General features: G+C 61.5%; 18 protein-coding genes and 1 pseudogene. 8 read left to right on the top strand and 11 right to left on the bottom strand.

Annotated elements, in window-relative coordinates; all coding sequences use genetic code 11:
- Window positions 1–93: 93 nt before the first annotated feature.
- Window positions 94–1,290: a class I SAM-dependent rRNA methyltransferase gene (locus tag C4J88_RS25670; protein ID WP_053127951.1), complete on the bottom strand. Its 1,197-nt coding sequence runs from the start codon at window positions 1,288–1,290 to the stop codon at window positions 94–96.
- A gap of 295 nt (window positions 1,291–1,585) precedes the next feature.
- Here C4J88_RS25670 and C4J88_RS25665 point away from each other — a divergent pair, with 295 nt between their 5' ends.
- Together C4J88_RS25665 and mutM are read left to right on the top strand one after the other, a co-directional pair.
- Window positions 1,586–2,398: an HDOD domain-containing protein gene (locus C4J88_RS25665; RefSeq protein WP_177412950.1), complete on the top strand. Its 813-nt coding sequence runs from the start codon at window positions 1,586–1,588 to the stop codon at window positions 2,396–2,398.
- 21 nt (window positions 2,399–2,419) lie between these two features.
- The gene (mutM, locus tag C4J88_RS25660; RefSeq protein WP_124368712.1) at window positions 2,420–3,232 is read left to right on the top strand and encodes a bifunctional DNA-formamidopyrimidine glycosylase/DNA-(apurinic or apyrimidinic site) lyase; all 813 of its coding nucleotides are present in this window, start codon (window positions 2,420–2,422) and stop codon (window positions 3,230–3,232) included.
- 116 nt (window positions 3,233–3,348) lie between these two features.
- Here the strand turns inward: mutM and C4J88_RS25655 are convergent, their stop codons facing one another.
- From C4J88_RS25655 to C4J88_RS25635, 5 genes and pseudogenes are all read right to left on the bottom strand, one after another.
- The gene (locus C4J88_RS25655) at window positions 3,349–3,600 is read right to left on the bottom strand and encodes a YfhL family 4Fe-4S dicluster ferredoxin (protein WP_003195146.1); all 252 of its coding nucleotides are present in this window, start codon (window positions 3,598–3,600) and stop codon (window positions 3,349–3,351) included.
- A gap of 102 nt (window positions 3,601–3,702) precedes the next feature.
- Window positions 3,703–4,182 carry a pantetheine-phosphate adenylyltransferase gene (gene coaD, locus C4J88_RS25650; RefSeq protein ID WP_049711086.1) on the bottom strand — a complete coding sequence of 160 codons (480 nt, stop codon included), beginning with the start codon at window positions 4,180–4,182 and terminating at the stop codon, window positions 3,703–3,705.
- A gap of 103 nt (window positions 4,183–4,285) precedes the next feature.
- On the bottom strand, window positions 4,286–5,881 hold the full coding sequence (locus C4J88_RS25645; protein WP_124408435.1) for a GMC family oxidoreductase: 1,596 nt from the start codon (window positions 5,879–5,881) through the stop codon (window positions 4,286–4,288).
- Window positions 5,882–5,918: 37 nt separating this feature from the next.
- Window positions 5,919–6,464, bottom strand: a complete 546-nt coding sequence (locus tag C4J88_RS25640; protein WP_124408434.1) for a twin-arginine translocation pathway signal protein — start codon at window positions 6,462–6,464, stop codon at window positions 5,919–5,921.
- A 28-nt stretch (window positions 6,465–6,492) separates the two neighbouring features.
- Window positions 6,493–7,935: pseudogene (locus C4J88_RS25635) on the bottom strand (coniferyl aldehyde dehydrogenase); the annotation flags it as partial.
- A 129-nt stretch (window positions 7,936–8,064) separates the two neighbouring features.
- Here C4J88_RS25635 and C4J88_RS25630 point away from each other — a divergent pair.
- Window positions 8,065–8,736, top strand: a complete 672-nt coding sequence (locus C4J88_RS25630; protein WP_124368709.1) for a TetR/AcrR family transcriptional regulator — start codon at window positions 8,065–8,067, stop codon at window positions 8,734–8,736.
- A 33-nt stretch (window positions 8,737–8,769) separates the two neighbouring features.
- Entirely contained in the window at window positions 8,770–9,624 is an 855-nt protein-coding gene (locus C4J88_RS25625) for a sulfurtransferase (RefSeq protein ID WP_124408432.1), read from the top strand.
- A 643-nt stretch (window positions 9,625–10,267) separates the two neighbouring features.
- On the opposite strand, the gene C4J88_RS25615 is transcribed toward C4J88_RS25625, so the two are convergent.
- Genes C4J88_RS25615 through C4J88_RS25600 form a run of 4 tightly spaced genes read right to left on the bottom strand, consistent with a single transcriptional unit; the run spans window position 10,268 to window position 14,736 of the window.
- Window positions 10,268–11,263 (bottom strand): hydrolase, encoded by a 996-nt coding sequence (locus C4J88_RS25615; protein ID WP_124408431.1) that lies wholly within the window; start codon window positions 11,261–11,263, stop codon window positions 10,268–10,270.
- 29 nt (window positions 11,264–11,292) lie between these two features.
- The gene (gene rsmD / locus C4J88_RS25610; RefSeq protein WP_124364821.1) at window positions 11,293–11,898 is read right to left on the bottom strand and encodes a 16S rRNA (guanine(966)-N(2))-methyltransferase RsmD; all 606 of its coding nucleotides are present in this window, start codon (window positions 11,896–11,898) and stop codon (window positions 11,293–11,295) included.
- Window positions 11,898–13,388 carry a pitrilysin family protein gene (locus C4J88_RS25605; protein WP_124368706.1) on the bottom strand — a complete coding sequence of 497 codons (1,491 nt, stop codon included), beginning with the start codon at window positions 13,386–13,388 and terminating at the stop codon, window positions 11,898–11,900. The genes rsmD and C4J88_RS25605 overlap by 1 nt, the downstream gene beginning before the upstream one ends.
- Window positions 13,381–14,736, bottom strand: coding sequence for a pitrilysin family protein (locus C4J88_RS25600; RefSeq protein WP_124408430.1), 1,356 nt, complete (start codon window positions 14,734–14,736; stop codon window positions 13,381–13,383). The genes C4J88_RS25605 and C4J88_RS25600 overlap by 8 nt, the downstream gene beginning before the upstream one ends.
- Window positions 14,737–14,967: 231 nt before the next feature.
- Between C4J88_RS25600 and ftsY the strand changes: the two genes are divergently transcribed.
- The 4 genes from ftsY to rpoH all read left to right on the top strand — a co-directional run bounded on the left by ftsY (window position 14,968) and on the right by rpoH (window position 19,013).
- A complete protein-coding gene (gene ftsY / locus C4J88_RS25595) occupies window positions 14,968–16,341 on the top strand; it encodes a signal recognition particle-docking protein FtsY (protein ID WP_124408429.1) in 1,374 nt (457 codons plus the stop codon).
- On the top strand, window positions 16,338–17,009 hold the full coding sequence (gene ftsE / locus C4J88_RS25590; RefSeq protein ID WP_003213784.1) for a cell division ATP-binding protein FtsE: 672 nt from the start codon (window positions 16,338–16,340) through the stop codon (window positions 17,007–17,009). The genes ftsY and ftsE overlap by 4 nt, the downstream gene beginning before the upstream one ends.
- On the top strand, window positions 17,006–18,028 hold the full coding sequence (ftsX, locus tag C4J88_RS25585) for a permease-like cell division protein FtsX (RefSeq protein WP_124408428.1): 1,023 nt from the start codon (window positions 17,006–17,008) through the stop codon (window positions 18,026–18,028). Before ftsE ends, ftsX begins: the two co-directional genes overlap by 4 nt.
- Window positions 18,029–18,158: 130 nt before the next feature.
- The gene (rpoH, locus tag C4J88_RS25580) at window positions 18,159–19,013 is read left to right on the top strand and encodes an RNA polymerase sigma factor RpoH (RefSeq protein WP_003176698.1); all 855 of its coding nucleotides are present in this window, start codon (window positions 18,159–18,161) and stop codon (window positions 19,011–19,013) included.
- Window positions 19,014–19,136: 123 nt separating this feature from the next.
- Here the strand turns inward: rpoH and mtgA are convergent, their stop codons facing one another.
- Complete coding sequence (gene mtgA / locus C4J88_RS25575; RefSeq protein WP_124408427.1) at window positions 19,137–19,859, bottom strand: monofunctional biosynthetic peptidoglycan transglycosylase; 723 nt, start codon at window positions 19,857–19,859, stop codon at window positions 19,137–19,139.
- Between the last annotated feature and the right edge of the window lie 47 nt (window positions 19,860–19,906).

Below are 19,906 nucleotides of genomic sequence, written 5' to 3'. Positions count from 1 at the left end.
TCAAAACTACTGTGGGCGGCGTCCCATAGTGGTGTACGCCTTTCCTGTAGGAGCGGGCGGCTAGCCCTCGCTCCTACAGGGGAGGTTCCGGTCTTAGCTGTTCGGCAACAACCGGCAGGTAATGCTCTTGATATAGCGCGTCTCGACAATTGCCGGGTGCACCGGATGGTCCGGGCCCTGGCCGCCGCGTTCGAGCATCTGGATATTGCGGTCCAGGTGGCGGGCGCTGGTCAGCAGGATGTTTTGCAGGTCGTCTTCGGGCAGGTGCATGGAGCACGAGGCGCTGACCAGGATGCCGTCCTTGCTGAGCAGGCGCATGGCTTGCTCGTTGAGGCGGCGGTAGGCGCCTTCGCCGTTTTTCATGTCTTTCTTGCGTTTGATGAAGGCCGGTGGGTCGGCGACGATCACGTCGAAGCGTTCTTCGCTGGCTTTGAGTTCTTTGAGCGCTTCGAACACGTCGCCTTCGATGCAGGTCATTTTCTCGGCGACGCCGTTCAGCGCGGCATTGCGCTCGACGCCATCGAGGGCGAAAGCGGAGGCGTCGACGCAGAACACTTCACTGGCGCCGAAAGCCGCGGCTTGCACGCCCCAGCCGCCGATGTAGCTGTACAGGTCGAGTACGCGCTTGCCCTTGGCATACGGCGCCAGGCGTGCGCGGTTCATGCGGTGGTCGTAGAACCAGCCGGTTTTCTGGCCCTGGATCACCGGGGCTTCGAATTTCACGCCGTTTTCTTCCAGCGCTACCCACTCCGGCACCAGGCCGAACACGGTTTCGACGTAGCGGTTGAGGCCTTCGGCGTCGCGCGCGGCGGAATCGTTCTTGAACAGGATGCCGCTCGGCTTGAGCACTTGAGTCAGGGCGGCGATCACGTCTTCTTTATGGGCTTCCATGGTCGCCGAGGCAATCTGCACGACGAGGATGTCGCCGAAACGGTCGACCACCAGGCCCGGCAGCAGGTCGGAATCACCGTAGACCAAGCGATAGAACGGCTTGTCGAACAGGCGATCACGCAGCGACAGCGCGACGTTGATGCGGTGCACCAGCAGCGACTTGTCCAGCGGCAACTTGATGTCGCGCGACAGCAGGCGGGCGCAGATCAGGTTGTTCGGGCTCATGGCCACGATGCCGAGGGTCTTGCCGCCGGCCGCTTCCAGGATAGCCTGGTCACCTGCCTGGAAGCCGTGGAGTGGGGTGGCGGCCACGTCGATTTCGTTGCTGTAGACCCACAGGTGGCCGTTGCGCAAACGACGATCGGCGTTGGCTTTGAGACGCAGGCTTGGCAGGGACATGACGTCGCTCCGGAAAAAAGAGCGGGAGTATACCGTGTTGTGTATGACTTGGCGGCGCCGCCGGACATGTGGGAGGGGGCTTGCTCCCGATAGCGGTATGTCAGAAACAGATGAGCTGACTGATCCACTGCTATCGGGAGCAAGCCCCCTCCCACATTAAGTCCGGTTTCAATCTGGCATTTGAGTGTCGGCCACGTCTGCATAAGGGTTAGAATCCCCGCCTAGCCCAGAGTGTGTACTTATGTCCCAAGAGCTTTCCGCCGAACAGATTCAGCAGGTGCTGCAAGGCATCAGCGTGCCGCCCCAGCCGCAAATCATGGTGGATTTGCAGATGGAACAGTACATGCCCGACCCGGACCTGGAAGTGATCGCCCGACTGATCGCCCAAGACCCGGGCCTGTCCGGCGCGCTGCTGAAAATCGTCAACTCGCCGTATTACGGCCTGAGCAACAAGATCGCCTCGATCCAGCGCGCGGTGAACCTGCTGGGCAGCCGCTCGGTGATCAACCTGATCAATGCGTTGTCGATCAAAGGCGAGATGAGCGATGACACCATCGTCACGCTCAACCGCTTCTGGGACACGGCCCAGGACGTGGCCATGACCTGCCTGACCCTGGCCAAGCGCACCGGCGCTCAAGCGGTCGACGAAGCCTATGCCCTGGGCCTGTTCCACGATTGCGGCGTACCGCTGATGCTCAAGCGGTTCCCCAACTACATGACGGTATTGGAGCAGGGCTACGCCAATGCCGGCCCGGATTGCCGCGTGGTCGACACCGAGAACAACGCGTTCAACACCAACCATGCCGTGGTGGGATACTACACCGCCAAATCCTGGCGCCTGCCGGAGCATGTGACCGACGCCATCGCCAATCACCACAACGCCCTGGCGATTTTCAGCGATGAATCGTCGCGCAACCCTGCCGTTAAAAACCTGCTGGCGATCCTGAAAATGGCCGAGCACATTTGTTCGTCCTATCGCGTGCTGGGCAACCAGACCGTCGACCGTGAATGGGAGGCGATCGGCCATCTGGTACTGGATTACGTGGGCCTGTCGGACTACGACTTCGAAAGCCTGAAGTTGTCGATCCGCGAGCTGGGCGCGCACTGAGCCTTTCTTCCCGAGGTACACATGCCTGAGTTACCAGAAGTCGAAACCACCCGGCGCGGGATTGCCCCTCACCTGGAGGGCCAGCGCGTCAGCCGGGTGGTGGTGCGTGAGCGCCGCCTGCGCTGGCCGATTCCCGACGACCTCGATGTGCGCCTGTCCGGGCAGCGCATCGTGCTGGTGGAGCGGCGCGCCAAGTACCTGTTGATCAATGCCGAAGTGGGCACCTTGATCAGCCACCTGGGCATGTCGGGCAACCTGCGCCTGGTTGAAGTCGGCATGCCTGCGGCCAAGCATGAACATGTGGATATCGAGCTGGAATCCGGCCTGGCCCTGCGCTACACCGACCCCCGGCGCTTTGGCGCGATGCTCTGGAGCCAGGACCCGCACAACCACGCGCTGCTGATCCGCCTGGGGCCGGAGCCGTTGACCGCGCTGTTTGATGGCGAGCGCTTGTTCCAGCTGTCCCGTGGGCGGTCGATGGCGGTGAAGCCGTTCATCATGGATAACGCGGTGGTGGTGGGCGTGGGCAATATCTATGCGACGGAAGCGCTGTTTGCGGCGGGAATCGATCCGCGTCGCGCGGCGGGCGGTATATCGCGGGGGCGTTATCTGAAGCTGGCGATCGAGATCAAGCGCGTGCTGGCGGCTGCCATCGAGCGCGGCGGTACCACGTTGCGCGACTTTATCGGTGGCGATGGGCAGCCGGGGTATTTCCAGCAGGAGTTGTTCGTTTATGGCCGGGGCGGCGCGGCGTGCAAGGTCTGCGGGACCGAGTTGCGCAATGTGGTGCTGGGGCAGCGGGCGAGTGTGTTTTGTCCCAAGTGCCAGAGCTGATTGCTGTGTGATGGCTGATGCCGCCATCGGGAGCAAGCCCCCTCACACATTTGAAATGCGTTCACATGTGGGAGGGGGCTTGCTCCCGATGAGGCCCTTACAGGCGCTGAATAGCCTCAAGCCTTACCGGTAATCTTCCGGTACTTCTCCATCAACTGCTCTTCCGTCTCCGGATGGGCTTCATCCAATGGAATGCAATCCACCGGGCACACCTGCTGGCACTGGGGTTCGTCGTAGTGGCCGACGCACTGGGTGCACAGGTTGGGGTCGATCACGTAGATCTCTTCGCCCTGGGAAATTGCAGCGTTCGGGCACTCGGGTTCGCAGACGTCGCAATTGATGCAATCGTCGGTGATGATCAGGGACATGAAAACTCCTGCCAGGGCCGTCAGCCAAGGCATCTGAAAACTAATGCGCGCAATTGTGCCGCATTGGCGCCCGCAGCGCGAGCGGGCGCCGGTTGAGCGGTCTTACTTCTTGAAGCGTAGCGTCAGCGCATCCGCAACGGCCGGATGCACGAACTTGGTGATATCTCCGCCCAAAGCAGCGATTTCGCGCACCAACGTCGAGGAAATGAACGAGTAACGTTCCGACGGCGTCAGAAACAGGCTTTCCACGTCCGGCGCCAGTTGGCGGTTCATGTTGGCCAGCTGGAATTCATATTCGAAATCCGACACCGCGCGCAGGCCACGCAGGAACACATTGGCATTCTGCTCCTTGGCAAAATGCGCCAGCAGCGTCGCAAAGCCCACCACTTCTACGTTAGGCAGGTGCTTGGTGACCTCACGGGCCAGCTCCACGCGTTGTTCCAACGGGAACAGCGGGTTTTTCTTGGGGCTGGCGGCAACCGCGATGATCACATGGTCGAACAGGCGAGAGGCGCGTTCGACCAGATCGCCATGGCCTTTGGTAATCGGGTCGAAGGTACCTGGGTACAACACTCGGTTCATCGCGTCGTCCTGGCGGAGTCCGTTGGGGAACCGGATGGTATCGCAGCCATCCCGGTCGGCCAAGTCGACTTATGTAGATAGATGCCGTGAATCCTGCGATTTTTCACGCTGTTTTCAGACGTTCGGACAAAGCCGACGCCAGTTGGGCAGTCAATCCATACACCGACAATTGGGGATTTGCCCCAATGCTGGTGGGGAACAGAGAGCCGTCGTGAATCGACAGGTTGCGCAGTTGGTGATGGCGACCGAGGCTATCGGCCACTGCGTTTGTCGGGTCTTCGCCCATGGCGCAACCGCCCATCACATGGGCGCTGCCCAGGGTGGTGCGATGCAGTTCGAGGCTCAAACCGTCGATCAAACTACGTGCATCTGCCAGGTTATTCACGTACCGGGCGTCGTGATGCAGGGGCTTGACCGATTTGGCGCCCGCCGCGAACTGAATCTCGGCCATGCTGTGGAAGGCCCGGCGCAGGCCGTCCCAGGCATAGGGCGAGACCTGATAGTCGAGCACCGGCGTACCGTCACCGCGTAATTCCACTGCGCCGCCAGGGCTGTCGGGGTGAAAGCCGTCTCGCAATAGCGCGAGCATGGCGTGGGTGTGGGGCAATTGGCTCATGTCCAGGGCGTTCTGCGCGCCGTAGCCGCCGAACAGGGTGGTAGCCAGTCCTGGATGCAGGGGCGGAGCTTCTAGTTTGTAGGACATTTTACCGGTGGTGCCGTCCTGCCACTGGAAGTGGTCGGAATAGATCGACTGCGGCGCACCGTAGAACGGGTTGATCACCTCGTCGAACAACCCGGCGGAGAAATTCACCAGGTGCAGGAAGGTGCGTTTGCCCAGGCGTGAATGCGGGTCGGGCGCGCCCGAGCGCATCAGCAATGCCGGGCTGTTGATGCCGCCGCCCGCGAGTACGTAGTGTTTGGCCTTCACGGTGATCTTGCGGCCGGTAGGCGCCACGCAGCGCTCATCCATGGCCACGCATTCCAGGCTGCTGATCATGTCGCCGCTGTATTTGAGGCGCTCGGCGCGAGCCAGGTAGAGCAGCTCGCCGCCTTTCTCCAGCGTGGCGGGGATGGTGGTCACCAGCATCGATTGCTTGGCATTGACCGGGCAGCCCATGCCGCAATAACCCAGGTTGAAGCAACCGCGCACATTGCGCGGGATCACGTGCCAGCTGTAGCCGAGCTTTTCGCAGCCTTTGCGGATCACGTCGTTGTTGGCATTGGGCGGCAGGGCCCATGGCGCGATGCCCAGGCGCTGCTCCATGGTCTCGAACCACGGCGCCATCTCGGCGCTGCTATGGCCCTTCACCGCGTAGTCGCTGGCCCAATGGGCGAGGGTGGCATCCGGTGTGCGGAAGCTGGAGGTCCAGTTGATCAGCGTGGTGCCGCCCACCGCCCGGCCCTGCAGGATGGTAATCGCACCGTCCTTGCTCATGCGGCCGATCCCTTCCTGGTACAGGCTGGCATAGGCTTCGTCTTCCAGCAGCTTGAAATCGCTGCTGGTCTTGAGTGGGCCTTCTTCGATCAACAGCACCTTGTAGCCAGCGGCGCTGAGGATTTCGGCGGTGGTGCCGCCACCGGCGCCGCTGCCGATGATGGCTACGTCGGCTTCCAGGGTCAGGTCGCTGTCGAGGGCGGCGCCGTTGTGGGTTTTCCAGCCGCGGGCCATGCCGTCGCGGAATAGATCGGGTACGGGCATCAGGTTCGTCTCTGGTTTTTATTGTTGGGGATGCAAATCAGATTTTCGGCGGGCCGGGATAGCCGCAATGGGCCCAGGACTCGGGCCGGAAGTACCAGGCCATGGTCACCAGCTTGAGCAGCGAGCCCTGGCCCATGCGCAGCAGGTTCAGGTAGCTGTTTTCCCAACGCTGCAGGAAGTTGCGGATCTGCTCCGCGCTGGCGTTTTCCCAACTGCCCCAGATACCCGTCAGCGGGCCTCGGGTAATGCCCATGCCGAGCACATCGAACAGCTGCTGGGTGAGCTTGAACATCTCGGGTGACAGGTGCTGCAGGCTGTAGTCGAGCTTTTTCAGGGTGTCTTCAATCCCGGCGCTGACGGCCTGGGCGCTGGCTGCGCCTTCCAGCAGTACCGGGATCACCGCGCGCAAAAATGGCAGGTCACTGGTCCGCAACAGCGCAAAGCCGCTGGCCGGCGTGCTGCCCGAGCAGCCGCTGAGGCTCGCCCCCAGCCCGGCGGTGGCCAGGAACGCGCTGGCGCACAGGCCGATTTTCAAGACGCCGCGCCGCGACAGCGCAGGTGTTTCAGTCAGGCTGGGGTTCATTGTTTTTATTGTCCCGCAGGTGAGGTTATCAGCGAATAAACAGCTTCTGGATCAACTTCTGAATGGTTTTTCCGTAGGGCGGGTAGATCAGCTTCGCCGCGTTCAAACGCTGTTTGACCAGCACGCCCTTGGCCTTGCTGAAGGTCAGGAAACCTTCGTGGCCGTGGTAGTGGCCCATGCCAGAGGGGCCGATGCCGCCGAATGGCATGTCGTCCTGGGCCACGTGCAGCAGGGTGTCGTTCAGGCACACGCCACCGGAGTGGGTCTCGTGGAGCACACGGTCCTGTTCGCGTTTGTTGTAGCCGAAGTAATACAGGGCCAGCGGGCGAGGGCGTTGGTTGATGTAGGCAAAGGCCTGGTCGATGCCGCGATAGGGCACGATCGGTAATAGCGGACCAAAGATTTCGTCCTGCATGACCGTCATGTCGTCGCTCACATTCAGCAACAGGCTATGGGCCATACGGCGTGCCTGGCCCTGGTCGTAAAGAGGAATCAGGGTGGCGCCCTTGTCGGTGGCATCCTTGGCGTAGGCATTGAGCCTGGCCAGTTGCCGCTCGTTGATAATGGCGGTGTAGTCCGGGTTGTCGGCCAGGGTCGGATAAAACCCGCGAATCGCGTTGGCGTAAGCCTCGACAAAACCGCCCACACGTTCCTCCGGCACCAGCACATAGTCGGGCGCCACGCAGGTTTGCCCGGCGTTCAAGGCCTTGCCGAAGGCGATACGTTCGGCGGCGTCCTTGAGCGGCACGTCGGCGGAAACAATGGCCGGCGATTTGCCGCCCAACTCCAGGGTGACCGGGGTGAGGTGTTCGGCGGCGGCCCGCATCACATGCCGGCCGATGCTGGTGGCGCCGGTGAACAGCAAATGATCGAAACGCAACCTGGAAAACGCCACGCCGACATCAGCTTCGCCGAGCACCACGCACACCAGGTCCTCGGGGAAGATTTTTGCCAGCAATGCCTTGAGCAGTTCGCCGGTGGCCGGCGTGGATTCGCTGAGCTTGAGCATTACCCGGTTGCCGGCGGCCAAGGCTCCGACCAGCGGACCGATAGCCAGGTACAGCGGGTAGTTCCACGGCACGATGACGCCGACCACACCCAGCGGTTGGTAAATGACTTTGGCCGACGCGGGCTGAAAGGCAATGCCTACAGCACGCCGAGAAGGTTTCATCCAGCCTTTGAGGTGTTTACTCGCGTAGTGAATGCCGTGCAGGCTGGGCATCAGTTCGGCGAACAGGGTTTCGTCCGCGCTGCGATGGCTGAAGTCCTGGCTGATCGCATTGATCAGCGCCTGGCGTTCATTGCTGAGCACATCGCGCAGGGCCTTGAGCCATTGCTGGCGTTGCGCGGCCGGCGGCATCGGGTTGGCGGCATAGGCGCGACGTTGGGCGTCGAACAGGATCTGGAGTTGATCCAGCGCCTGGGATTGCTGCAGGTAGGCAACGTTGGCAGACATGGCGCGGTCCCGGTTGTTATAGGTCTGCCTGGATTTTTAGAGTCATTACTCTAAATTGTCAAATAACATTGCAGTAACAACCAGATTTATCCTGACCCGGATAGGCCGTAAGATGCCTCATCCTGTGTTTGGAAGCTGAGCCCTATGGCACCACGAGTAAAGACCAGCGAGCGAATTGTGCAAACCAGCCTGGAGCTTTTTAACCAGCAGGGCGAGCGCAGTGTCAGCACCAACCATATCGCTGCCCATATGGAGATTTCCCCGGGCAACCTGTACTACCACTTCCCCAATAAGCAGGCGATTATCGCCGTGCTGTTCCGTGAATACGAAGCGTTGGTGGACAGTTTCCTACGCCCGCCTCAGGGGCGGGCGATGGTGGTGGAAGACAAACGCTTTTACCTGCAGGCGGTACTGGCCGGCATGTGGCGCTACCGCTTCCTGCACCGCGACCTCGAACATTTATTGGAAAGCGACCCCGAGCTGGCCACGGGCTATCGGCGGTTCTCCCAGCGCTGCCTGATCCAGGGCGGGGCAATCTACCAGGGCTTTGTCGACGCCGGCATCCTCACGATGGACCCGGTGCAAACCGAGGCCCTGACCCTCAATGCCTGGATCATCCTCACCTCGTGGGTGCGTTTCCTGTGCACCACCAATGAAAATTCCACTCATTTGAGCGCCGAAGCGATAAAACGTGGGGTCTATCAGGTGCTGGTGCTGGAGGCAGGGTTTGTCACGCCTCAGGCAAAAACGGCGGTGGATGGGTTGTTCAAAGAGTTTTACGTGCCATTGAACCAGGCATTGGAAGAAGTGAAGTAAGACCTTTCCCCTTTGTATGCACAGGAGTCAATCATGCCGCTTGCCCAACTGATCAGCCCCCAGGCATTAGCCGAGCGCCAAACGTCGGCCGGGCTGGTGATCCTCGATTGCCGTTTCGCCCTGGAAGACCCGGATTACGGCCTGTGCAGCTATGCCGAAGGGCATATCGAAGGGGCGCAATATGCCGACCTGGAGCGCCATCTCAGCGGCCCGGTGATCAAGGGCGTGACCGGCCGTCACCCGCTGCCCGCGGCGCACGCCTTCATTCAGCAATTGCAGGCATGGGGCATCAGCGCTGATACCGACGTGGTGCTGTATGACGACGGCCCAGGGGCCTTTGCGGCTCGGGCATGGTGGTTGCTGGCCTGGCTCGGCAAGCGCGAGGGTGTGTTTATCCTGGATGGCGGCCTCAAGGCGTGGCACGCGGCGGGCTTCCCATTGAGCCTGGATGCGCCGGTGGTTGAACCAGGCACGTTTGCCGGTACGCCGGATAATCGATTGGTGCTCGATGCCGAGCAGTTACAGAAACGCCTGGGCGAACCGGACATGACGTTGATCGATGCTCGCGCCCAGGCGCGTTTTCGTGGCGATGTGGAGCCAATCGACCCGATCGCCGGGCATATTCCAGGCGCTCAATGCGCGGCCTTCAATGAAAACCTGGGCAGTGATGGGCGCTTTTTGCCGGCTGAGCAGCTCAAACAGCGTTTTGCTGCGCAGTTGCAGGGCCGGTCGCCGGATGAGCTGGTGGCGTATTGCGGTTCGGGTGTGACAGCGTGTCATAACCTGTTTGCGTTGGGCTTGGCGGGGTATCCGTTGGGCAAGTTGTATGCGGGATCTTGGAGTGAGTGGATTACGGATCCAGCGCGGGAAATTGCCACTGGCGACTGAGCAATCGGCCTGCGAACCCGATCAAAATGTGGGAGGGGGCTTGCCCTAATGCCAGTCAGTTTAAGAAGTAGAAAGGGTAAAAAGTAACCTGTGGCGAGGGAGCTTGCTCCCGCTGGACTGCGCAGCAGTCCCATTTTTGGGGCCGCTTCGCGGCCCAGCGGGAGCAAGCTCCCTCGCCACAGGTACAGTGTTCGTCCTTAACTGACTGGCATTAGGGCTTGCCCCCGATAGCCATAGGTATCTACACAATTTTGTAGCAGCCTACGGTAACCACGATGCGAAGCGAGTCGCTCTTGATCTTGCTTTTGATCTAGGCGCCCCGTTAAACCACGCTGGCCTGAATTCGATATTGATTTGGGGGGTAAACCGGCAGGGATGCCGGTTTAGCCGCCCCGCGCCATGGATGGCGCGTGGCGGCGGCCCCCCAAATCACTGTCGGATTACGGGCACACCGAGCCGGGGCGAGGTGCCGAGTGGTGGGGCAAGAGCCCTTTGGTTACTTTGGGGCTCTTTTCCAAAGTGACCCGCCGTCAGGGCGGAACCCTAAGCCGCCGTTACCGCAGCAACGGATATGTACTCGCCCTGATCCGACATCCTGGTCGGCTGTCAGGCCGCAATCGGGGGCAAGCCCCCTCCCAAATTTTTATCTGTGTTGTGCCAGTAGCCATTGGGGGATGCGGCGTTCCAGGTAGTAGCCGGGGCGTTTCAGCGAACCCTCTACAAACCCCACATGCCCGCCCTTGGCCGTCAGCTCGAACTCGGTACAGTCTGATAGCTCACTGGCCTCGGGCAAACTGTGGGCAAACACGAACGGGTCATCAGCCGCCTGGATAATCAACGTCGGCGTGCGGATAGCGCCCAGGTAGTAGCGACTCGAGGCGCGGCGGTAGTAGTCCTCGGCGCTGAGGAAACCGTGCAGCGGCGCGGTGACCCGGCCATCGAAATCCCAGAACGTGCGCATTTTCTCCAACGGACCCAACGCCTCCAGGGCGTTGAGCCCGTCTTGTCGGCCGTCCTGCAAAAACTGGCGTTGCTTGACGCGGACATAAGCCAGCATCTCGCGCATAAAGTGCTTCTGATACACCCGCGAGAAGCCAATCCCTATGCGGTCCGCGCATTGATCCAGGCGAAACGGCACCGACACCGCCGTCGCGCCTTGCAGCCCGGAGGCGTCGCCGGTTTCCCCCAGGTGCTTGAGCAATACGTTGCCGCCCAAGGAATAACCCACCGCATATAAAGGCGCCAACGGCCGCTTGGCACGCAGATGGGCAATCGCTGCCGCCAGATCTTCGCTGGCACCGGAATGGTAGCTGCGGGCCAACAAATTCGGCTCGCCTGAGCAACCGCGCCAGTTCAAGGCTGCGCTGGCCCAGCCTTGGGCCGCGAGCGCCTTTTGCAGGCCGGCGACGTAGGGCGAGTTGGACGAGCCGGTTAGCCCGTGCAGCACCAGCACCACAGGCGCGTGCACGTCATGTGGGCCGTGCCAGTCGAGGTCCAGAAAGTCGCCGTCTTCCAGCCACAGGCGTTCGCGCTGACGCTCGATATGCGTGGTGGGACGCCATAGCGGCCCCCACAGCGTTTGCAGATGGGGGTTGCCGAGGCCGAAGGCGGGGGTGAAGCGGTCCACAGATGCCGTCATGAAATACTCGCTGCCTGACAAGCTCGCTCCTACAGGGTGCGGTGCCACAACGCGTAATAAACCCGCCCGGACTTCTGCTCACGGTGCAAGCGCCAGCTCCCCGGCAGGCCGAGCGTCGACGGCGCTGTCTCGCTTTCAGTGTAGACCCACGCATCCGGCGCCAACCATTGGCGTTCTTCCAGCAATGCACACACGGTCGGCAGCAGGTTCTGGTTGAACGGTGGGTCGAGGAACACCACGTCGTATTCGCTGGCCGCCTGGGTTTCCAGGTAGCGCAAGGCGTCGGCGGTCTGAACCTGGCCGTTGGTGCAGCGCAACGTGCCCAGGTGTTCCTTGAGGCTGGACACCGCCACATTGCTCGCATCCAGCGCCTGGGCCTGGGAGGCGCCACGGGACAGCGCCTCCAGGAACAGCGCGCCACTGCCCGCAAACGGGTCGAGCACCTTGGCGCCGCCGATGTAGGGCGCAAGCCAGTTGAACAAGGTTTCGCGCACGCGATCTGGCGTCGGGCGCAGGCCCACGACGTCGGGGAAGCTCAGCTTGCGGCTGCCCCATTCACCGCCAATGATGCGCAGTTGGCCCACACCGTTATGTACGTTGTGGACAGGTTTTTTCGGGCGAGATGAACTGGCCATTAATGCTCCGGAACCCCGAGCGGCTGCTCGGCAGGTTTATCAGTGGGGGGCGGTAGTGGCTTTTGCGCAATCGTCGGGCCGGCGGTCACGATGACCATCTTGTCGGCGCTCAAGTGTTTGTTCATTGCAGCCTTGACCTGCTCCACGGTCAGGGCCTGGGATTGTTTCATGAAATCCTCCAGATAGCTCAGCGGCAGGTTATAGAAACCCATGGCGCCAAGCTGCCCGACGATATCGGCGTTGCTCGCGGTGGACAGCGGGAAACTGCCGGCCAGTTCACGCTTGGCATCATCCAGCTCTTTCTGGGTGGGGCCGGTCTTGAGGTAGTCGGCCACGACGTCTTCGACCAGGCGCAACGTGCCGCCGCTCATTTCGGCGCGGGTTTGCAGGTTGATCATGAACGGGCCGCGCACCTGCATCGGCGAGAAGCCGGAGTACACGCCGTAGGTGAGGCCGCGTTTTTCACGCACTTCGCTCATCAACCGCGTGCCGAAACCACCGCCGCCCAGAATCTGGTTGCCCAGGGACAGTGCAGCGTAGTCCGGATCGGCGCGATCGATGCCCAACTGGGCAAACAGCAGGTGGGTCTGCTTGGAGGGAAACTCGATGCGGCTCAGGCCGGCCTTTGGCTCGGTTGGCTGGGCAATCTTCGCCAAGGCCGGGCCCTTGGGCAACGCGGCAGAGACCTTGGCGGTCATGGCTTCGGCTTCGGCGCGGGTCAGGTCGCCCACCACCGCGATCACGGCATTGCCTGCCGCATAAGCCTTGGCGTGGAACGCCTGCAGCTGTTGCACGGTAATCGCCGGCACGCTTTCTGGCGTGCCTTCGCTTGGGTGGGCATACGGATGGTCGCCGTACAGGCGCTTGAACAGCTCGATGCTCGCCAGCTTGGCGGGATTCTGTTTCTGGTATTCGAAGCCGGCCAGGATCTGATTCTTGATGCGTGCCAGTGAGTCGGCCGGGAAGGTCGGCTTGCCGATCACGTCATCGAACAGCGCGAGTGCGGCATCGCGTTTGTCGCTGTCGCTCAAGCTGCGCAGGGACACCAGGGCCATATCGCGATAGGCGCCATTGCCAAAGTCGGCCCCCAGGCCTTCAAAGCCGCTGGCGATCTGGCTGACGTCCTTGCCCGGCACGCCTTCGTTGAGCATGGCGTTGGTCATCAACGCCAGGCCCGGCACGTTGCCGTCCTGGCTGCTGCCGGCGGCGAACAGGATGCGCACGTCGAACATCGGCAGTTCATGGGCTTCGACGAACAGCACCTTGGCGCCTTCGGCGGTGGTCCAGGTTTGCACGTCGAGCTTGCGGTTGGTCGGCGCCTTGCCGTCCAGTTCAGCCAGCGATTGCAGTGTGTTGGCCGTTTGGGCCTTGTCCAGTGCCTGGCTGGCGACCGACTCGCTCGGGCGCAACAGGTACACGGCACCGGCCGCGATCAAGGTGACGGCGATCAGGCCGGGCAGAATCAGGCGGTTGCTCTTGCGGTCACTCATGAGCGGTCTCCTCAGGCAAAACATGGGCGACGCTCAGACGTTCGCGGGTGAAATAGGTGCGCGCAGCCTTCTGGATATCTTCTGGGGTGACGCTTTGCAGGTCGGCAAGCTCAGTGTCCATCAGCTTCCAGGACAGGCCGACGGTCTCCAGCGAGCCGATCGCCGTGGCCTGGGCGGTGATGGAGTCGCGCTGGTAGACCACGCCCGCAATCACCTGGGCGCGGATGCGCTCCAGCTCTTCGACGGTCGGCGGCTTGGCTTTGAGCTCTTCCAGCAGGCGCCACAGGCCGGCTTCGGCTTGGGCGACGGTTTTTTTCTTCTGCTGGTTGGGCGTGGCGGTCAGCATGAACAGGGTGTCGCCGCGGGTGAAGGCGTCATAATCGGTGGAAGCGGCTGAGACCAGTTCTTCACCCCGCTCCAACTGCTCGGAGATACGCGCGCTGTAACCGCCGTCGAGCAGGGCCGAGATCAGGCGCAGGGCTTGTACCGAGCGCTTGTCCTCGGCGGTGGCCAGGCTCGGCACGTTGAAACCGAGGAATACGCTGGGCAGCTGGGTTTGCACATGCAGGGTCAGCAGGCGCTCGCCGGGCTCGGCCAACTCCATCGGGACCTTGGCTGGCGGGACGTCACGCTTGGGGATCGGGCCGAAGTAGCGCTGGGCCAGGTTTTTCACCTCGTCCGGCGTGACGTCGCCGACCACTACCAGGGTCGCGTTGTTCGGCACGTACCAGGCCTGGTACCAGTGGCGCAGTTCCTCGACCTTCATGCGCTCAAGGTCAGCCATCCAGCCGATGGTGGGCGTGTGATAGCCGCTGGCCGGGAAGGCCATGGCCTTGAAGCGTTCATAGGCCTTGGACATCGGGTTGTCGTCGGTGCGCAGGCGGCGCTCTTCCTTGATGACCTCGATTTCGCGGCTGAACTCATCGGCCGGCAGGCGCAGGCTGGCCATGCGGTCGGCTTCCAGTTCGAAGGCCACGCCCAGGCGGTCACGGGCCAGCACCTGGTAATAAGCGGTGTAGTCGTCACTGGTGAAGGCGTTTTCTTCAGCGCCCAGGTCGCGCAGGATCAGCGAGGCTTCGCCGGGGCCGACCTTGGCGCTGCCCTTGAACATCATATGTTCCAGGGCATGGGACAAACCGGTCTGGCCCGGGGTTTCGTAGCTCGAGCCGACCTTGTACCAGACCTGGGAAACTACCACCGGCGCGCGATGATCTTCGCGCACGACCACCTTGAGGCCGTTGTCGAGGGTGAATTCGTGGGTGGGTTGTGGGTCGGCAGCCAAAGCTGAAAAGGGCAGACAAACTGTGCTGAGCAGCAGGCCTGCGGCGCGGCGGGCTAGAGCATTCATTCGTTTTTTAACCTGTTGGACTGCCCGCTTGGTCTTAGCGTCGGCGGGCGAGGAGGTGCTAGGATACTGATCCGACCTAGGGACGGCCACTACGGCTGTCTTGTTGAGGCCCTATTTTGGCCTTCAAAATGTTGCGCATGAACGAGCTGGCTAAAAAACAGTCTGTTACGCATCGAATTTTATTTACCGAAGCGCCTGCTGGCGCGTCGCTACCTTGAGATAGCCGTCTCCATGTTTGGTTCCAACGACGACAAGAAGACCCCAGCTGCGGCTGGCGAGAAGAAAGGCCTGTTCGGATGGCTGCGCAAAAAGCCGCAGGAAACCGTCGTCGAACAGCCACAGGTTCAACCTGAACCTATCCCTGAGCCTATAGTAGAAGCCGAGTCGGTAGTTGAAACACCGGCGCCGACGGTGTTGCCGATGGCCGAGCCGGTGCTGCAGCCTGCGGTCGAGCCAGAGCCAGAGCCAGAGCCAGAGCCAGAGCCAGAGCACAAGCCGTGGCCGCCACTGCCGATGGCTGAAGAGCCGGTGGCGCTGGTTGAAGATGTGCAGGTTGAGCACGTAGCGCCGCCTATTCCTACGGTGGTTGAACCCGTAGCGACAGTCGTCCCGCCGCCACCTGCCGTCGAAGCCCCCGCGCCTGCCGTCATCGAAGAGCCGGCCGCTGAAACCAGCAAAACCGGCTTTTTCACCCGTCTCAAGCAAGGCCTGAGCAAAACCAGCGCCAGTATCGGCGAGGGCATGGCCAGCCTGTTCCTCGGCAAGAAGACCATCGATGACGAGCTGCTGGAAGACATCGAAACCCGCCTGCTCACCGCAGACGTAGGCGTCGAAGCCACCGCCGTGATCATCCAGAGCCTGACCCAGAAGGTCGCCCGCAAGCAGCTGACCGACGCCGACGCGTTGTACAAATCCTTGCAGGCCGAGCTGGCCGCCATGCTTAAACCCGTTGAAGCGCCGCTGGTGATCACCCCGAAGAAGCCGTTCGTGATCCTGGTGGTAGGCGTCAACGGCGCCGGCAAGACCACCACCATTGGCAAGCTGGCGAAAAAACTGCAGTCCGAAGGCAAGAAAGTCATGCTCGCCGCCGGCGATACCTTCCGTGCCGCTGCCGTCGAGCAACTGCAGGTGTGGGGCGAGCGCAACAAGATCCCGGTGATCGCCCAGCACACCGGTGCCGACTCCGCGTCGGTGATCTTTGATGCCGTGCAGGCAGCCAAGGCCCGGAACATCGATGTGTTGATCGCCGACACCGCCGGCCGCCTGCACACCAAAGACAATTTGATGGAAGAGCTGAAGAAAGTCCGCCGCGTGATCGGCAAGCTCGATGCCGACGCTCCGCATGAGGTGCTGCTGGTGCTGGACGCCGGTACCGGGCAGAACGCCATCAGTCAGGCCAAACAATTCAACCAGACGGTGCAACTGACCGGCCTGGCATTGACTAAGCTCGACGGCACGGCCAAGGGCGGTGTGATTTTCGCCCTGGCCAAGCAGTTCGGGTTGCCGATTCGTTATATCGGCGTCGGTGAAGGCATCGACGACCTGCGCACCTTTGAAGCCGAACCCTTTGTACAGGCACTGTTTGCCGAGCGGGAGCGTTCATGATTCGATTCGAACAGGTCGGTAAACGCTACGCCAACGGGCATGTGGGCTTGCATGAGCTGAGCTTTCGAGTACGGCGGGGCGAGTTTTTGTTCGTGACCGGGCATTCCGGCGCCGGTAAGAGCACCTTGTTGCGCCTGCTGCTGGCCATGGAGCGCCCGACCACCGGCAAGCTGCTGCTGGCGGGACAGGACCTGGCCACCATCAGCAATGCGCAGATTCCGTTCCTGCGCCGTCAGATCGGCGTGGTGTTTCAAAACCACCAGTTGCTGTTCGACCGCACGGTGTTCAACAACATTGCCTTGCCCCTGCAGATTCTCGGGCTGTCCAAGGCCGAGATCGTCAAGCGGGTGGATTCAGCCCTGGAGCGCGTGGCCTTGTCGGACAAGACCGACCTCTACCCCGGCGACCTGTCCACCGGCCAGCAACAGCGCGTCGGTATCGCGCGCGCCATCGTCCACCGCCCGGCCTTGCTGCTGGCGGATGAACCCACCGGTAACCTCGACCCGCGTTTGGCGGCCGAGATCATGGGGGTGTTCGAAGACATCAACCGGCTGGGCACCAGCGTGTTGATCGCCAGCCACGACCTGGCGCTGATTGCGCGCATGCGCCATCGCATGCTGACCCTGCAACGCGGCCGTCTGATCGGCGACGGGGAGGCTGGCGTATGAGTGCAACACGCAGCCCTAAAGTATCCGAACGCGTGGCGCCGAAACCGGCCGACCCGCAACCGAAAAAGAAAAAACACGACGAAGACGACGGCCCGGACTTTGGCACCCTGTTGCGTGCCTGGATCGAAAGCCACCGCGCCAGCCTGCTCGACAGCCTGCGTCGCCTGGGCAAGCAGCCGATCGGCAGCTTTTTCACCTGCCTGGTGATGGCCGTGGCCCTGAGCCTGCCAATGGGCTTGTCGTTGCTGCTCAATAATGTGGAGCGCCTGGGCGGTTCCTGGCAGCGCGCGGCGCAGATTTCCCTGTATCTGAACCTCGACGCCAGCGCCAAGGACGGCGAGGGCCTGCGCGACGAGATCAAGAACCTGCCAGGGGTGGCGGATGCCGAATACATCAGCCGCGATCAGGCGCTGGAAGAGTTCCAGCAACAATCCGGCCTGGGCGAGGCGCTTAAAGAACTGCCGCAGAACCCGCTGCCAGGCGTGGTGCTGGTGACGCCCAATGAAGTAGACAAGCCTGCCCTGGAAGCCCTGCGACAAAAACTCGCAGAGATGCCCAAGGTGCAACAAGCGCAACTTGATCTAGTCTGGGTAGAGCGCCTGGCCGCGATCCTCAAGCTGGGCGACCGCTTCGTGTTCGGTTTGACGGTGCTGTTGGTGTCTGCATTACTTTTGGTGATAGGTAATACCATTCGTCTTCATATTGAAAACCGCCGCACCGAGATAGAAGTGATTAAACTGGTCGGCGGCACGGACAGCTATGTGCGTCGTCCTTTTCTGTACATGGGCGCGCTTTATGGCTTTGGTGCCGGGATTTTGTCCTGGGGCGTGTTGGCTTTTGGCCTGGACTGGCTGAACGATGCAGTTATCGGGCTTGCCGGCTTGTACGGCAGCGATTTTGCCCTGGCAGGGGTGCCGGTAGCCGATGGTCTGAGCCTCTTGCTTGGCGCGGTATTGTTGGGGTATATCGGTGCGTGGATTGCGGTGGCACGGCACTTACGTGAGCTGGCACCGAAGTAGTTAATGTCAGGGTAATGTAGTTTCGTTTGTATTGACCTTGTCAGCAGTTTAGGGAACTTGTCCTACGGTTCCCCGGTCAATTTTCGCAGTGCTGAACTGCACGAGTTATGTGAGTCGGAGGTTTTTTCGTATGACCACTTCTTTGCAACCTGCTTATGCCTTGGTCCCGGGTGCGAACCTGGAAGCCTATGTGCACACGGTAAACAGCATTCCCTTGCTGACGCCCGAGCAGGAGCGTGAACTGGCCGAGAGTCTCTACTATGAGCAGGATTTGGGGGCGGCTCGGCAGATGGTGCTCGCCCACCTGCGTTTTGTCGTACATATCGCCCGTAGCTATAGCGGCTACGGCCTGGCCCAGGCTGACCTGATTCAGGAAGGCAACGTTGGCCTGATGAAGGCGGTGAAGCGTTTCAACCCGGAAATGGGTGTGCGCCTGGTGTCGTTCGCCGTGCACTGGATCAAGGCGGAAATCCACGAGTTCATCCTGCGCAACTGGCGCATCGTGAAAGTCGCGACCACCAAGGCCCAGCGCAAGCTGTTCTTCAACCTGCGCAGCCAGAAGAAACGTCTGGCGTGGCTGAACAACGAGGAAGTCCACCGCGTGGCCGAAAGCCTCGGCGTGGAGCCTCGTGAAGTGCGCGAGATGGAAAGTCGTCTGACCGGCCATGATATGGCCTTCGATCCGGCTGCCGAAGCAGACGACGACAGCGCCTTCCAATCGCCGGCCAACTATCTGGAAGACCACCGGTACGACCCGGCGCGTCAACTGGAAGACGCCGACTGGAGCGACAACTCCAATCACAACCTGCACGAAGCGCTGGAAGTGCTGGACGACCGCAGCCGTGACATTCTCTACCAGCGCTGGCTGGCGGAAGAAAAAGCCACGCTGCACGACCTGGCGCAGAAGTACAACGTGTCGGCCGAGCGGATTCGTCAGCTTGAGAAAAGCGCGATGAACAAGCTGAAGCTGTCGATCGCCGCCTAATCAGCGACGCGGTCAAAATGTGGGAGGGGGCTTGCTCCCGATAGCAGAGTGTCAGTCGACATATGAGTGACTGATGCACCGCTATCGGGAGCAAGCCCCCTCCCACAGTTGTTTTGTATTGTGTCAGTTGGACCAGGGAGCCTTGCGGGAGTTGTTCAACTCGACCAGATAACCCTCGCCACCCAACTGACTCATCTGCTGGCGAATCCACGCCGCGCGCCGCGCCACATAGGCGGTTGGATGGCTGGCACTCCACACCCGTGGGTTCGGCAACACCGCCGCCAGGTAGCTGGCCTGCTGACGCGACAGCCCTTTGGCGCTTACTCCAAAATGATGCCGCGCCGCTGCTTCTGCACCGAACACACCCTCGTCCCACTCCACGCTGTTGAGGTACACCTCAAGGATGCGCTGCTTGGGCCACAGCACTTCGATCAACCCGGTAAACCAAGCTTCCAGGCCCTTGCGCAGATAGCTGCGGCCGGTCCACAGGAACAGGTTTTTCGACACCTGCTGGCTCAAGGTGCTGGCGCCGCGAATCGTGCCGCCGCGCTCGTTATGCACGATCGCCGCCTGAATCGCGCCAAAGTCGAAGCCCCAGTGCTGCGGGAAACGCTGGTCTTCACCGGCCATCACCGCCACTTTGAGGTCGTCGGAAATCTCGTCCCACGCCACCCAGCTGCGCTGCAGGTCAATAGGTTCGCCGTCGATCCAGGATTCGACCTTGCGCTCCAACATCAGCGCAGTGAACGGCGGCGGTACGACGCGAAACAGCAGCACCAGCAGCACACTGCCGATGGCGAACCATTTCACGACGTTGAGAAAGCGATTGATGAGGACACGCAGCATAGAGATGGCTTGGCCGAACCCGTTGAGCGGGCCATTATACAGACCCT

The organism is Pseudomonas sp. R4-39-08 (assembly GCF_003852275.1).
Classification (GTDB): domain Bacteria; phylum Pseudomonadota; class Gammaproteobacteria; order Pseudomonadales; family Pseudomonadaceae; genus Aquipseudomonas.
The sequence above is the reverse complement of the archived record's forward strand: the minus strand, read 5'-3'. Positions and strand labels throughout refer to the sequence as shown.